The organism is Thalassotalea sp. LPB0316 (genome assembly GCF_014898095.1).
In the GTDB taxonomy this organism is placed as follows: domain Bacteria; phylum Pseudomonadota; class Gammaproteobacteria; order Enterobacterales; family Alteromonadaceae; genus Thalassotalea_G.
Genome location: NZ_CP062946.1, coordinates 467,882 through 483,712 on the forward strand (window position 1 = coordinate 467,882; position 15,831 = coordinate 483,712).

A 15,831-nucleotide genomic window follows, 5' to 3' on the forward strand; every position below is an offset into this window, starting at 1 on the left:
AGCAAGTGTTTGATGTGCTCACTTAATGTGACGAGTACCTTGAATACCTCAGTAAAGATAATTAAAACAAGTAATTAGCCGACAAATTAAATGAGCGACCTACAGGACTCTGTAGATGTGCCCAATAGTTTGGCCAAACACCACTTTCATTTAACTGTGGTTCAGCGGCAAATACGTTGTTAATTGATAAACCAAAGCCAAGTCGACTTGAATACTGATAGTTACCAGTCAAGTTTGCTACGTAGTATGGTTCCATGTATTGCGTATGGCGGAAGTTTTTCGTTGAACCTTGACGTTGAACGAATAAGTTCATGCCTACACTTTGGAAACCCTCTAGCTTCTTGTTCCAGCCTAAGCTGAAAGTAGCACGGCCTGATGGTGTAGAAAGACCTGGTTCACCATAACGCAAGTCAACTGTGTCTTCACCTTCGAAACGCTCAAGATCAAATGCTAAGTACTTTGAAAAGGTTAAACGAGAGTAGAAAAGTCCCATTTGGTCTGTTTCATAGTTGTAGTCAGCGATAAGATCAAAGCCACGTTGGAGCATTGACTGTTGGTTTACTGGTCTAACATTAATATCCGTAATTTCGCCATTAATGCTATCGCGAGTAATGCGTGAATTAACGTCCTGACACGTTGGTGAGCTCGGATCTAGCGTGCCGTTTTGACAGCTGTACTGACGGTTCACTAAGTCTTGCGCGTTTTCTGTAGAAACAAGATCTTCTAAATCAAGTTCATAGACAGTTGCCGATAGTGAAAAGTTAGTGTTTGGCGTCCAAACAATACCAAAGTTAGTATCGGTACCTGACTCTTCTTTTAACGAAGAGTCGCTAGTACGAGTAACCGTAATGCGAGTAGCACCACAAACAAAGTTACCGTCTTGGTCGTAACAGTTCTCATTAGTTACATCAAATACACCGTTGAAGCCTTGCGACTCACCGTAAATATTAAACATATCAGGTGCACGGAATGTTTGTGACCAACCACCGCGAACCATTACTTCGTCTAACAGTTTGTATGAGAAACGAATTTGTGAGGTTTGCGCGCCGCTAATGCTTGATGCGTCACTGTAGTTGTCAAAACGTGTTGCAAGTGCAACGTCAAACTTTTCAGTAACTGGGATCTCAAATTCAACGGCAATCGCCTTTCTATCACGCTCACCTTTTGAGCTCAATGAACCGATGTTTAACCAACCACCATTAAGTGTGCGCTCGTCTGGAATAATCTCAGTATATTGCGACGACATTTCTGTGCGCAAGGCAAAGCTTATTGGGTTGTATAAAACGTCGAAGTCAGTTAACTCACCTGAAAGCGTAAAGCCAAAAGTATCAGCTTCAGAGTTACCTTGAACATTCTGCCAGCCGGCTAAATCATCTTTTTCACTTGCCGAAACTGGGCGGAAAATATTGTCTAATAAGCCATTTTGGTAAAAGTCATTACCCACTTGGAAGAAGTCATCAGAATCGTTTAGTGCGATATAGTCTTCATCACCAAACAACCAATTAACTAGACCTTCTTTTTTCAAGATGTAGCTGCGTTGAGTTGACTCATATTTAGCTTTTGAATAGTCAAAGTTCCAAATCCATTGACTATCTGCAACATTAAAATAACCCTTGATGTTACCGCTAAATGTCCAAGACGTTTGCTCTACTGAAGTTCCGCCTGGCTCTAACTCATCATGCGAGAATGTACGTGCGATAGAGTAACCTTCATTTAACTCACCTGGTAAGTCATTGATAACCGTACCACGCCAGCCAGAGAATGGCGCCGAGCTAGTAATGGTTGAATCAGTACCAATAATCGTCGCAGATGCTTCAATATCGTCAGTAATGTCGTATCGACCATTGATGTAAAGCGACACTTGCTCTGATTTTGGGAAAATAGAGATAGTATCTAGGCTATCTCGCATACATCTTCCGTCAAGCTCTGCATTCGGCATACCGTCTAAACGATCACATAGGCCATCTGGTAGTTCAACGGGCACTGGTTGATAGTCAGGGAATTGTAAGCGATCAGCATGAGCCATAGTGATGTTGTAAGGCGCGTTTTCCTTATAGAAATCTAAATCTGACGCCATTGTGGCTTCTGATCTCATCAGGTCAACACCCGCCATAATCGCGCCGCGATCAAACGCTTTACCGCTCATCAGTGAAGCACGAGTAAATTTACTTGTACCTTCATCAGTCATACCGGCTTGAATGCTAGCAGTCGTTGATTCTAAGTCACGTTTAGTAATGATGTTAACAACACCACCAATCGCGTCTGAGCCTTAGATTGCTGAGGCACCTGTTGATAAATACTCAACGCGAGCAATTGCCGAATAAGGGATAGCGCCTAAGTCAACACCGTTTTGCTCACCACCAAATGGCAATGGATAATCAGCAACGCGCTGACCATTAACTAACACGAGCGTACGACCAGCACCTAAACCACGGAAGTTAACTTCCGAAGCACCTGTAGTGAAGCCACTAAGCACGTTACCTGAAGAGCCTTCAGAGTAACCTGAGTTAGCCGATAAACTGCCAACAACATCTTCAAGCGTTAATAGACCATTTTTTTCCATTTCTTCAGCAGTGATAACCACAAGTGGTGACATATCACTGTATTCTTCACGTGGAATAAATGAGCCTGTTACAGTAATTTTTTCGATTTTCTTTGTGTCGGCTTCTTTTTCTTTTTCATTTTTCGCTTGCTTTTCAACAGCGACTGTTTCATTGCTTTCTGCAGCATAACTTGGAAGTACAAGAGCAGAAGACAACAAGCCTATAGATATACATTGGTAAAGCTTGTTTTTTTTCATGATATCTCTCCGGATAAACCAGTATTTTTATTCTTATAATTCAATTGATAATAAGGAGGGGAAGCTTCCCCTCCTTACTAGGTAGAATTACCAGCTATATTGCACGTTGAAACTTGTGCTAATAGCTTGCTCGTAAACGTCTGTTTTAGAAACACTTAGAGCTGTACCGAATTGCCAGTTGTTCATCGTACCTTGAAGACCAAATTCAGCTTGGTAACCAGAACCGATTACGTCTGCATCAAAGTCCACATCGTTTGTGATCAAGCTGCTGAAGCCATCTGTTACATCTAAGTAATTGATAGCTAGGCTCGGTGTAACGATACCTGAGTCTGTGTTGAATGTTTTCGACACAGTGAAACCTGCTGTTAAGCGCGTCATTTCACCTTCAATGTTTGAAACATCGTGTAACTCGTCGCTAGACATGAAGTTATCTAAAGAAGATTCAATTGACTGGTAGTGTGCTTGAGGTGCTACTACTAAGCCGCTTTCAGTTTTGAAGTTGTAACCAATACCAGCAGTGTAACCTGTTGCTTCACCATCAGTTTCGCCACGAGGCGCTTCTGCAACTAACGCAACTTTAACTTTGTTGTCACTGTTTACTTTTTGGTAACCCGCATCAACGAATAGACCTTGAGCGTGTTGGTAGTTGAACGTAATACCGTAAGCAGTCATATCTGAATCAACAGAGCTGTCGTTGGCATTCATTAATGCACGACCTTTACCAACAGCAACGAATGGATTAACGTTCAATGCACTTTCACCGAACTTCTTCGTCCATAGTAAACCAGCTTGCATACCTGAAAGTCTTTCATCAAAACTTAAGTCTTGAATGCTAGAGTTAGGCGTTACTGTGCCTTCTTGGTTGAATACTGCTGCCCAGCCAGAGAAGCCTTCTTGCGCGTTAGCAACTGAAGCAACACCGTGTTTAGTGTTGTTAATTGATTGGCTCCACCAGTCTTGCATAACGATGTTGCTAGAGATAGCTGCTGTACCGAAGTGACTTAAACCGAATGTAGCATTTAATACCCACTCACCAGTCGCTTCATCAAGTACTAACTCAGCTTTTTGAACGGTATCACCAAAATCACCTGTTAAGCCATCTAACGTGATTGTTTCGATGCCGTTTTCGCCTTCAATAGTGATAATTGCATCACCCGTGCTTGCGTCTGTACTTAATACGGCTGCGCCACCCGTTGTGTTGCTAGTCGATGTTAGGTTCCAAGAAACCTCACCTTTTAACTGCTCAGCAGCATTTAAGGTAACGCCAACTTGAGTACCTTGTGCAATATCACCCGTAACAACCATTGAGTCAGTTGCAGTATTCGATACGTCAACCGCTAACTGGAAGTCACCAGAAATATCACCGTGAATCGTTAAAGTATCACCTACTTTGTTATTCACTGAGTTAAAGGTTGCAGCAGTAGCATTTACCGTAGCATTGTAAATATTGTTGTTGCCACCGTAGAAGTTGATTTGCGCATTGTTGATTTCAATTACGTTGTCACCTGCACCCATATCAATCATGTTGTTATGTAGCGTGATCAGGCCGTTGTTAGTTAAATTACCTTCTAAATCATAAGAGTTAGCGTGTAATAGTCGGTTATTACCACCACCCATGATGATATCACCTGAAATCACACCGCCATTGTAGATAGTTGAATCAAGATCATTGTCAGCATTTAGGCTAATTGCGATACCTTGGGTAGCAGAGATAGTACCTTCGTTAATTAGGTTTGGCATTTTGATCGGCTGACCATTTTCATCTAAGTAAGGCGTGCCATCTTGCATTTGGTAGAAGTTCGTATCACCAGACATCATGATCGCTGTAGAGTTTGCGCCTACACGGATTTCACCGGTGTTAGTAAACGATGCGATACCAACAGAGTCGTAATCAACATAGTTCTTAGTCGCAGGGTAAGTACTCCAATCGTACTGAGTATCAGTAATTTGGCCTACAGTGTTTACGTAGACACCAACTGAGTTATCACCTGTTTCGATTGTGCCAGCATTGCCGATTACAACTGTTGCAGGAACAGCGCTTTTAGTTGCTGGGTAAGTACTCCAATCGGTATAAAGGAAGCCAAAGCTTTCTGCATGAATACCAACTGAGTTGTCACCTGTGCTGATTGTACCGTCGTTAGAGACATAGCTGTAGCCCGACTCACCAAGCATAGCAATACCAACTGAGTTATCACCCGTGTTAATGACGCCATCTTCCATTTGTATTACTACATTATGTGAAGAGTTAGCTGAAGCGTATGCATAAATACCCGTTGTATTTTGACCAGTAGTTACCGTACCGTTGTTTAGCACGTAAGATGAGCCTGGTAATTGGAAGTTATCACCGTATGCACCTGATGTATAAGAGGTAATACCTTTACCGTTGTTTTTAATCCATACATGGGTTTGAACGTAATCATCAACAGTGTAGTTAGATAGGTCGTTATCACCAATCGTAATGTCGCCACCGTTATAAGTGCTAATACGGTTACCACGGTGAATAATACCAGACGAGTTATCACCTGTTTCAATAATACCCGTGTTACTTACTATGCCTGATTGCTTGATGTTACCTGTTAACTTATAAGGTGAAATATAAGCCATGTAACTTGCTGATTTCGCGTAAACACCTACGGTTAAGTCGCCAGTTGTAATACTGCCTTCGTTTGAAACTTCAGTAAATTTGCCTTGGCCAGATGCTGTTGAACGAATACCGTAAGAGCGAGATAGCTTATCGAACGGCTCTTCGCTACCGCCGAAGTAACCACCTGGCAAGTAGTCTTCTTGAACAAGACCGTTGCCAATAGAAATACTACCTTTGTTGACAACAACACTATTCGTTACACCACCTTGGTGCATAATACCAACAGCGTCATCGCCAGTTGTAATGATACCGTCAACATCGTTTAAGCTGTATAAATCAGCGAAACCTGTACCAGTAGAAATGGTGTTTTGATAAATACCGGCACTGCGATGTTTGAAGTTGTTATCCATATCGGTTGCACCATCACCTACGGTAATTGTGCCATTGTTAATCGCATTCGTTTGACCTGTAAGCGAAACAATATCGATACCACGGCCACCGTCTGCTAACTCAATGTTACCTGTGTTAGTTGCGTTGACATTGTATTCTTTTGTACCTTCTGCCAACTTACCCATATAGTTATAAATTAACTGATCATCGGTAATATCTGGGATGACCTCTTTTAGGTAATCGTTGTAGCTATCGATTAAATCACCGTAGAAAGAGTAGAAAGCATTGCCTGGCGCATTGTTACCCATGGCGTAAATTTTAATACCATGTGCTTTGTTTTTGATTTGATCGTTTTCCCACAGCTCGCTAGATTCACCGTTGGCTACTTCGTCTTGAGTTAAGCCGCCAGAGATATCGCCACTGTTGATGATGTTGATATCACCACCATCGATAAATTTATCTGGGCTGTAGTCACTCGCGTGTCTAAACTCAATACCCGATGATAAATTACCAATTTCAATAGTGCCGCTGTTTTCAACATTAACGCCACCTTCAGAAATAAGCTGAATACCCGCCGAAGTGCGGTCAAAACGAAGACCTGTGATTTCGTCGCGAGCGATAAAGCCTTGGCCAACAGAAATATGGCCAGAGTTTTCAATGTTAGTGTCGCCATTGCCAACCGCACGAATACCGATTGAACCATTAACTGATGCTAAGTCTAAATCGCCTGAGTTAGTGATAGTGATATCACCAGCATCTGCCATTTTGTCATCAATTTCGATTTTTGTTCTTTTTACACCTTCAGTAACTACCTCAACTAACTGATCAAATTCATTGATAATTAGCTCTTCTTCAGTGTGTACATATTCCTCACCAATAACTACGTCGGTATTATAGTTATACGTATTAGATACATCAGCAAGAATACCTACTTTGGCATCACCTTCAGCATCAGCAGCAACTGAAATATCACCTGAGTTGTCAATGGTAATGCTTGCGCCTGTTTGGTTACGCGCTTCAATACCTGCTTCTTCAGAGAATGTAATGTTACCTGAGTTTTCAATAGAAATTGTCGCATCTGATGTATCAGACTCAAGCTTACTCACTACATAGTAGTTTTCTGTGTGATATGTAATACCGTATTCACGTCCGCCCCAATCATTGTAAAGCGCGTTACCTTCCATATCGTATAACGCGTATTGACGACCGCCAGTCCAACGGATAGCTGTTTCTGTGTCATTTAAAGTAGAACGGTCTTTATCCCAATCGCTTGTAACGACCGAAATACCTGTACCTGCTTCAATATCACCCGTGTTTACAACGCTAACATCACCGATTTCTGAATCAGCTTCAATACCTACTGAACCCGCTAACATACCCGAGTTAGTAATGGTGATATCGCCTTCGTTTTCACCCTGAATTGCAACGCCAGTACCGGCGTCAATGTCTTCAGTGTTATTAATTTCAATCGCTTCGATACTAGTAACTGTTGATGCAACTACTTGCTCTTCTTGCATTGAAACATTTAATAAGTCTTTAACTACTGAGTTATCAACTTGTGTCGCCGATTGCATTAACACAGCTAATGGTGCGACTTGATTTGTTTCTTGAGCTGAAACCGACGTAGTTAACGCTGCGCTACCAAAGATGGCAAGTTGACACAACGTAGCTATTTTCGATTTGCCAAACCTTTTTTGTTTTATCTGATCTGTCATGAAAATTTCCCCTGTTTATATTTATACAGTTCTACTTATTTTTTGTTATTAATGTGCCCACTAAAAAAACTACTTTTATTGCTCACACTAATAACGATTGAAGGTCATGATCAAACTGCTGACATATGCAATTAAATAAACCCCTCCCATTGCATACAATTTACACACTTGTGGTTACAAAGCTGTAAAGACATGTAAAGATTTCGGGCTCAAAGACAGGTGTTTACAAAAGTTAAAGAAACGATAAAACAAAAAACAAAAACCAATAAAAACAATATCTTAAAACAAAAACCATCAACTAAAATAACGAGGTAAAATGTAATAAAACGTAACATCACGACGTTTGAAAAATTTACTTCGGTTACATTTTTACGTTTATTGCGACAATGACTTTGTTACCTGTCTGATCTGATTGTTTATATCTTGTTAATAAGGTGTAATTCGTCATTAACATTTGCGCTTTGGCGTGGGTAGAATGAGACTCAAAGGTAAAAATCGAAATCTGCTTATTATAAGCACGACGAATAGTACCTACCTTTATATAAAGAAAAGCTTTAGTGAGTTGATTAAAAAAATTGTGATAAATAGCAGGAAAAATATCACTGTTGATAAAAAACCTAATACCTCGTTTCGCTGATGATCCACTACAATACCAATTGAAATAAATATTTGACCGACTCAGAGCTACGTCAGGGAAGTTAGAATAAAAGAAATTTATGCAGGTGTAGCATTCTACATCAAGTAAATTTGTGAAATTCTCACTTTTCTGACGAGCTCCCAAGGGCGAGTTTAAAAGGCTTTTATCCTTCGTTACTGATTTTGATAAGGGAATAACCATTATCGGCAATCAAAGCCTTGCCTAAAAGCCTTTTAAATCTCGCTGAGTGATTAAATATTTAATTCACTTGGTATAATGGTCTAACTAATAAGGTTTGTTCCGCGCCTGATTCAAAGCCAAAACAATTATTTCTCGATAAAGTAATTCTTCTTACTGTAGATCTATCGAAAGTTCTGGTATACTCGCGCGGTTTTTAATCACTAACACTTACATAGAGTAATACAATGGCAGATTTATCAAAATACAGAAATATTGGTATCTTCGCTCACGTTGATGCTGGTAAAACCACGACAACCGAGCGTATCCTAAAACTTACAGGTATGATCCATAAGATTGGTGAAGTACATGACGGTGAGTCAACAACTGACTTCATGGAACAGGAAGCTGAGCGCGGTATCACTATCCAGTCTGCTGCTGTTACGTGTCAATGGAAAAACCACCGTTTCAACGTAATCGACACTCCTGGTCACGTTGACTTCACAGTTGAAGTATACCGTTCATTAAAAGTTCTTGACGGTGGTATTGGTGTATTCTGTGGTTCTGGTGGTGTTGAGCCGCAATCAGAAACTAACTGGCGTTACGCTAACGAATCTAAAGTTGCTCGTTTAATCTTCGTAAACAAATTAGACCGTTTAGGTGCTAACTTCTTCCGCGTTAAAGAGCAAGTTAAGAACGTATTAGGTGCTAACCCACTTGTTATGACTTTACCAATCGGTGAAGAAGACAACTTCGTAGGTGTTGTTGACGTATTATCTCAAAAAGCATACGTATGGGACGATTCAGGCCAACCTGAAAACTACGAAATCACAGACATTCCAGCTGATTTAGTTGACCAAGCTGCTGAGTACCGTGAAATGTTAATCGAGACTGCATTAGAAGCAGACGAAGATTTATTAATGGAATACTTAGAAGGCGAGTTAGACCCAACAGAAGAGCAAATCAAAGCGTGTATCCGTAAAGGTACTAACGAATTATTATTCTTCCCTACATACTGTGGTTCTGCATTCAAGAACAAAGGTATGCAGTTATTATTAGACGCTGTTGTTGACTACTTACCATCACCAACTGAAGTTCCACCGCAACCGTTAACTGACGAAGAAGGTGAACCTACTGGTGAATTCGCATTAGTTGACGCTGAAGAGCCGTTCCGTGCATTAGCGTTCAAAATTATGGATGACCGTTTCGGTGCTCTTACTTTCGTACGTATCTACTCAGGTCGTATTAAGAAAGGTGACACTATCCTTAACTCATTCACAGGTAAAACTGAGCGTGTTGGCCGTATGGTTGAGATGCAAGCAGAAGACCGTACTGAGCTTTCTGAAGCACAAGCGGGTGACATCATCGCTATCGTGGGTATGAAGAACGTTCAAACGGGTCACACTTTATGTGATGTTAAGAACCCTTGTACACTTGAAGCAATGGTATTCCCTGAGCCAGTAATCTCAATTGCTGTAGCACCAAAAGAGAAAGGTGGTGCTGAGAAGATGGGTATTGCTATCGGTAAGATGGTTGCAGAAGATCCAACGTTCCAAGTTGAAACTGACGAAGATTCAGGTGAAACCATCCTTAAAGGTATGGGTGAACTTCACTTAGACATCAAAGTAGACATCCTTAAGCGTACTTACGGTGTTGACTTAGTTGTTGGTAAGCCACAAGTAGCATACCGTGAAACAATCACTCAAGAGATTGAAGATTCTTACACGCATAAGAAACAATCTGGTGGTTCTGGTCAGTTCGGTAAGATCGACTACCGCATCAAGCCAGGCGAGCCAAACTCTGGCTTCAAGTTCACTTCAACCGTTGTTGGTGGTAACGTTCCTAAAGAATTCTTCCCAGCAATCGAAAAAGGTTTCGCTGGTATGATGGAAGAAGGTCCAGTTGCTGGCTTCCCTGTATTAGACGTTGAAATCGAACTATTCGACGGTGGCTACCACGCGGTTGACTCTTCAGCAGTTGCGTTCGAAATCGCTGCTAAAGGCGCATTCCGTCAATCAATGCCAAAAGCTGGTGCACAACTTCTTGAGCCAATCATGAAAGTTGACGTATTCACGCCAGAAGACAACGTTGGTGACGTAATCGGTGACCTTAACCGTCGTCGTGGTATGATCAAAGACCAAGAAGCTGGTACTACTGGTGTTCGCATCAAAGGTGACGTACCACTTTCTGAGATGTTTGGTTACATCGGTCACTTACGTACAATCACTTCAGGTCGTGGTCAATTCTCTATGGAATTCAGCCACTACGCAGCTGCACCACAAAACGTAGCTGACCAAGTTATCGCTGAAGTTAAAGAGCGTAAAGAGAAGAAGTAATTCTTTGCTAAAGTAACGTTTAAAAACCCGTCCATGTGACGGGTTTTTTGTTTTTAGCTCAAGCAACAGATGCCATTCAGGCAATGTGTTAAGCGGCATTCTCAGCCACTATACATAAACCTCTGCCTACAAAATGGAGATCCCAGAACAAGTCTGGGACGACTTCGTCGGTTAAAGAGCGCAACGCTAAGAAGTAATTAACTTAAAAAGTTAATAAGCTTTATTAGAAACCCGCACTTGTTACGGGTTTCTTGTTTTTAGCCCAAATAAAAGACCTCACCACTCCTGTTCATCCATGAGCCAGGAGAATTAGTTTATCCATGTACGTCATTTCCGCAATATGTTGAGCGGGATTATCAGCCACTATGCATAAACCTCTGCCTACAAAAAGGAGATCCCAGAACAAGTCTGGGACGACTTCGTCGGTTAAAGATCGTGTTAATAAGAAGTAATATTTATAGGGGGTCAGAGTCATTTGACTCTGACCCTGAGCCATCCCCACAAATAATTTAATTTTTTCAAACAGTTATATTATTTTAAAAATTTGGAACTTTCATGGCGGTTGATGATCTGATCAATCGCCAAAAAGAAAAGCCATAACCACACATGAAAGTTACCACTAGTTTGCAGCAAACCTTTTTAAAGATCACTAATAATATTCACGCCAAGCGCCGAATGGCTATTAAAAGCTGTGTCGATAGCTTACTACTCGATAGTTTTGCGACCGTGACATCAATTGGACGTGGTATTGATAGTTGTGCCTATGAAAAGCATTCAATTAAGCGTGCTGACAGACTACTCTCCAATGCGCATCTGTATAGAGAACGTGTTGATATATATAGGGAAATGACTTCGTTGCACATATCTCCCTATAGTCGCCCGCTCATTCAAGTTGATTGGTCAGACTTAGATAATCGCAAGCGTAATTTTCTAATTCGAGCATCTGTTGCTTTGGATGGTCGTAGTATTACGGTCTATGAAGAGGTGCACGGCATGGCTACTAAGGAAAAGCCTGCGACTCATAAAGCGTTTTTAATCTCGCTTGCACAAGTACTACCTGCGTGCTGTAGACCAGTCATTGTAACAGATGGCGGTTTTAAAGTGCCTTGGTTTAAACAAATTCTCAAATTGGGTTGGGATTTTATCGGACGTATACGTGGCAATAATTATTATAATTGCACCGGTAATCAATGGTTGCACATTAGTAAGCTACATGAAATTGCAACACCGACACCAAAATACTTCATTGGACACATAACTAAAACTAACCCATTAGCAGTTAACGTTGTTGTTTATAAAAGTAAATCTAAAGGTCGTAAATCATTGAATAATGAAGGGCTACCTCGGAAAAGTAAGCTTGCTAAACAACATGCTAAAAGTGGGCGAGAGCCCTGGGTACTAGCTACATCCCTCATAACATCTTCAAACACAGCAAAGCGTATTGTTGAGCTTTATAAAACACGGATGCAGGAAGAAGAGGCGTTTAGAGATGTAAAAAGTGAGCGCTATGGCTTTAGTTTAAACTTACACCTTAGCTACAAAACTCATAGACTCAACAACCTATTATTGCTAACAACTATTGCTCATTGGTTATCGATTATAGTGGGTGTTTGTGGTGAGATTAGCCGAGTTGCGAGACGGTACCAAGCAAACACTACACGTAATAAACGCGTATTGTCCTTGTCGTTTCTTGGACGAAGACTGATAAGAGATAAGCGGTTTAAGTGCTCAAAAGCCTTAGTTCGGCTGGCCTTTGAGCAAATAAATCGCGTTATATCCTACTGGAATACTTGCGATGCTTAAATTTGTGGGGATCCCTCAGACTCTGACCCCAAAATGATCTTTGTAGATACAGACCTTCGTCGGAATGACGCCTCATCGTCATACCGGCGAAGGCCGGTATCTTATTTTCTGACTTAACTAATCGGCATTAGTCCATGTGGTGGCTTTTTTAATACTCAAAATTAACAGGTCCTTACATCCCTAAAGAAATAGCTGTCTTTTCGTTTTACTGGCTTGATATAATTGTGCTTATTTTTTCGCGACTTTATCTACCATGACAGAACCGAAACGACTCAATAAATTTATCAGCGAATCTGGTTTTTGCTCGCGCCGCGAGGCAGACAAACTAATTTCGGCCAACAGAGTAACGATTAACGGTAAAGTGCCTGAGCTCGGCACTAAAGTGATGCCGGAGGATAAAGTCGCTGTAGATGGTAAAGCTATTAATGCAATGCCGAGTAACAAATCTGATCGCGTCTATATCGCTTATAACAAACCGATTGGTATCACCTGTACGACAGAGAGACACGTAAAAGGTAATATTATTGATGCAATCAACCACAAACAACGCATATTTCCAATTGGCCGTATAGATAAACCGTCTGAGGGCTTAATTTTCCTGACTAGTGACGGTGATATTGTCAATAAGATCCTCAGGGCAGAAAACGCCCATGAAAAAGAATATGTAGTAACGGTAGATAAGCCAATTAGTGAACGCTTTGTTTCTCGCATGTCACGTGGCGTACCTATTTTAGGCACAATAACTAAGCCCTGTAAGGTGACTATGCAAAGTAAGTTTGTCTTTCGCATAGTGCTAACCCAAGGCCTTAATCGGCAAATTCGACGCATGTGTGAATACTTAGGTTATGACGTGAAAAAGCTTAAACGCACGCGTATTATGAATGTATCAATTGCTGGTTTACGCCCTGGTCAATGGCGTGATCTAACTGATGAAGAAATGAAAGAGATTAATTCTGCCGTCAAGCACTCAAAAAAGACTGCTGATTAAGGTTATGATTTAGCCTATTAAAGTAAGTACATAAAAAAACCGCCGATTGGCGGTTTTTTCTTGGGTTAGCGATACTAATTAAAACTCGTATCTATAACCAACTGTCATTGTACGTGGTTTACCCACCATAATTGAACCATGCGTTTTACTTGTCACGTATTCTTCATCAAGTAAGTTATCAATATTGAAGGTCACTTGTTGATTTTTAGCAAATGCATAGTGAGCGGCAAAATCGACGACTGTGCGACTGTCGATATCTTCCTCTGTATAGCTACCTTGGCCAGCTTCTACGCGCATTTTACCCATGTAACGCACTAATAAATCACTACGCCAGTTGTCGCCTTCTAAACCAACTGTTAGTTGTAATTGATTCTCAGGGACATACGGCATTTCGTCACCCGCGACTACATCGCCCCAAGTATCAAGATCTGACGAGAAGTCATTCTTGAATTCTGTGCTAGTGTAGGTATAGGTTAAATCTACCGGCATTGCCATCTTACCTAAGTCAGCAACATAGCCCGCTTTTAACTCAAAACCTTTTACATCAACTTCACCAGCGTTGTACTGGTTGCCGATATTGTCATCGTCACAACCTTGGCTAGCAGTACAGTTGCCATGCATATTTGAGTAGTCAGAGTAAAATGCAATCGCTTCAGCACTGATGTTGTCTTGGTTAAAGCGCAAGCCTAACTCGTAGTTAACACTCTTTTCGCTCTCTGCAGATTCATTACCCGGAGCAGGTGGCGCGAAGCCTTTTTGAATACCACCAAGTAAAACAACATCTTGATTTAGCTTATAAGTTAACGCTAAAGACGGTAACCAAACATCAGTATCGTTTTTCTTGTGTGAAGGTGTAGCTGTGCGGCCAGGATCAGACTTGCCCCAGTCATTGCGCTCAATCGTCATATCTTCGTAACGCAAACCTGCATTAATAACAAAGTCATTAATTGTGTATTCGTCGTGCACAAAAATAGCAAGTGCGCTTGCACTGTCGATACGGTTAGAATCAGTGCCAGGAACACCAGCTTCTGTTTGAGTCATATCGTAGTTTTGGTCAATAACATAGTCATCAACCCACTGGAAACGGTCCATTTCATCTTCATGGTAACGAACACCCACTTTTACTTGATGATCGTTTAAGTCGGCAAATAACGTCGATTGAACACCTTTCGCTAAATACGCGCGATTATTCGCTTTAACTTGAACATCAAGATCTCCAATAGTAGGATCAGCATCAAAATCAGCTGCCGCATCAATACCGCCTGAACTCAGGCTCATACCGTTAACTTTACTGGTTTTATACCAGTTACGCTTAAAGTCATTGTAGTATGCAGTCGTACCTAACGTGAAACGCTTTGAAATATCAATACTATGGTTCACTTGAAACTGCTTGTGTTCCGTACTCATGTTGTCTAATTGAGACGCTGAGTAACGCGAGTATGGATTTGCGTCAAAATCTGCTTGAGTTAAGCCCATATAAGTTTCATCTGAACTTTCATCTGCATATTTAACTTTGAACTCTAACTCTTGATAGTACTGAGCTGACTTATCTGAATTTACTTTAACTTTCGCTAAAATATCATTCTTCTTAAAACCGGTATCAGCATTGCTGTGGTTCACATCTTTAAAACCGTCTGCTTGATAATGAAACACTTCAACAACAGAGCTCATTTGCTCACCGCTACCACCAACATAACCATGTACTTTGGCAAAGCCATCTTCGCCAGCTTGCAATGCAAGACGACCAGCGATATCTTCGGTTGGAATTTGGCGAGACAACATGTTAATTACACCACCTGTTGTACGCGGACCAAACATCGCACTAGAAGTACCTTTTAATACTTCAACACTTTCCATACGGCCAGATGTTGGGAAGTAGTATGCTGAAGGCGCGGCATATGGTGCAGGTGCTGCCAATACACCATCTTCCATAATGGTTACTTTTTCACTGCGGTTTTGGCCTGTACCACGCATACCTACGTTCGGGCGCAAGCCGTAGCCGTCTTCTTCAAGTACATATACGCCTGGAACTGCCGTTAATGTGCGCATGATATCAGTGTAGTCAAAACGATCTAACGCTTCTTGATTTAGGTGATGAGCACTACCTGGAATATCATTAACAGAATTTGTATGACCAAAAATAGATAAATGCTCAATATCATCAGCTTTATCGTCAGCAACTGCTGTAAAAGATAGTGCCGCAGTAATAGCCGTAGCGATAATCGCAGGTTTAAATGCTTGGTTGAAAGACATTGTTAACTCACTAGAAAATAGGTTTATTATTAAATTGGCGGTATTAAAACAGAACTACTAATGAGAATCAATATCATTTCCATTTTATTTAATGATTAAGATCAAATTTTAGGTTATTAGTTATATTTAAATGTAGTTAATCATGCTG

At 41.0% G+C, this 15,831-nt stretch carries 7 protein-coding genes; 3 read left to right on the plus strand and 4 right to left on the minus strand.

The window, feature by feature from the left end:
- Window positions 1-61: 61 nt before the first annotated feature.
- The 3 genes from LP316_RS02130 to LP316_RS02140 all read right to left on the minus strand — a co-directional run bounded on the left by LP316_RS02130 (window position 62) and on the right by LP316_RS02140 (window position 7,489).
- A complete protein-coding gene (locus tag LP316_RS02130) occupies window positions 62-2,188 on the minus strand; it encodes a TonB-dependent receptor domain-containing protein (RefSeq protein ID WP_193022457.1) in 2,127 nt (708 codons plus the stop codon).
- Between the two features lie 81 nt (window positions 2,189-2,269).
- On the minus strand, window positions 2,270-2,800 hold the full coding sequence (locus LP316_RS02135; RefSeq protein ID WP_193022458.1) for a TonB-dependent receptor plug domain-containing protein: 531 nt from the start codon (window positions 2,798-2,800) through the stop codon (window positions 2,270-2,272).
- Window positions 2,801-2,887: 87 nt separating this feature from the next.
- On the minus strand, window positions 2,888-7,489 hold the full coding sequence (locus LP316_RS02140) for a hypothetical protein (protein ID WP_193022459.1): 4,602 nt from the start codon (window positions 7,487-7,489) through the stop codon (window positions 2,888-2,890).
- Window positions 7,490-8,551: 1,062 nt separating this feature from the next.
- Between LP316_RS02140 and fusA the strand changes: the two genes are divergently transcribed.
- From fusA to rluF, 3 genes are all read left to right on the plus strand, one after another.
- Window positions 8,552-10,639 (plus strand): elongation factor G, encoded by a 2,088-nt coding sequence (gene fusA / locus LP316_RS02145; RefSeq protein WP_193022460.1) that lies wholly within the window; start codon window positions 8,552-8,554, stop codon window positions 10,637-10,639.
- A 606-nt stretch (window positions 10,640-11,245) separates the two neighbouring features.
- Window positions 11,246-12,442: an IS4 family transposase gene (locus LP316_RS02150; RefSeq protein ID WP_193020745.1), complete on the plus strand. Its 1,197-nt coding sequence runs from the start codon at window positions 11,246-11,248 to the stop codon at window positions 12,440-12,442.
- Between the two features lie 253 nt (window positions 12,443-12,695).
- Window positions 12,696-13,430: a 23S rRNA pseudouridine(2604) synthase RluF gene (gene rluF / locus LP316_RS02155; protein ID WP_193022461.1), complete on the plus strand. Its 735-nt coding sequence runs from the start codon at window positions 12,696-12,698 to the stop codon at window positions 13,428-13,430.
- Between the two features lie 78 nt (window positions 13,431-13,508).
- Here rluF and LP316_RS02160 read toward each other — a convergent pair whose 3' ends face one another.
- The gene (locus tag LP316_RS02160) at window positions 13,509-15,683 is read right to left on the minus strand and encodes a TonB-dependent receptor family protein (RefSeq protein ID WP_193022462.1); all 2,175 of its coding nucleotides are present in this window, start codon (window positions 15,681-15,683) and stop codon (window positions 13,509-13,511) included.
- Between the last annotated feature and the right edge of the window lie 148 nt (window positions 15,684-15,831).

What these genes read in the sequence shown, in the direction of transcription:
- LP316_RS02130 (WP_193022457.1), bottom strand. Translation starts at nt 2,188, where the DNA reads ATGACTGATGAAGGTACAAGTAAATTTACTCGTGCTTCACTGATGAGC.
- LP316_RS02135 (WP_193022458.1), bottom strand. Translation starts at nt 2,800, where the DNA reads ATGAAAAAAAACAAGCTTTACCAATGTATATCTATAGGCTTGTTGTCT.
- LP316_RS02140 (WP_193022459.1), bottom strand. Translation starts at nt 7,489, where the DNA reads ATGACAGATCAGATAAAACAAAAAAGGTTTGGCAAATCGAAAATAGCT.
- fusA (WP_193022460.1), top strand. Translation starts at nt 8,552, where the DNA reads ATGGCAGATTTATCAAAATACAGAAATATTGGTATCTTCGCTCACGTT.
- LP316_RS02150 (WP_193020745.1), top strand. Translation starts at nt 11,246, where the DNA reads ATGAAAGTTACCACTAGTTTGCAGCAAACCTTTTTAAAGATCACTAAT.
- rluF (WP_193022461.1), top strand. Translation starts at nt 12,696, where the DNA reads ATGACAGAACCGAAACGACTCAATAAATTTATCAGCGAATCTGGTTTT.
- LP316_RS02160 (WP_193022462.1), bottom strand. Translation starts at nt 15,683, where the DNA reads ATGTCTTTCAACCAAGCATTTAAACCTGCGATTATCGCTACGGCTATT.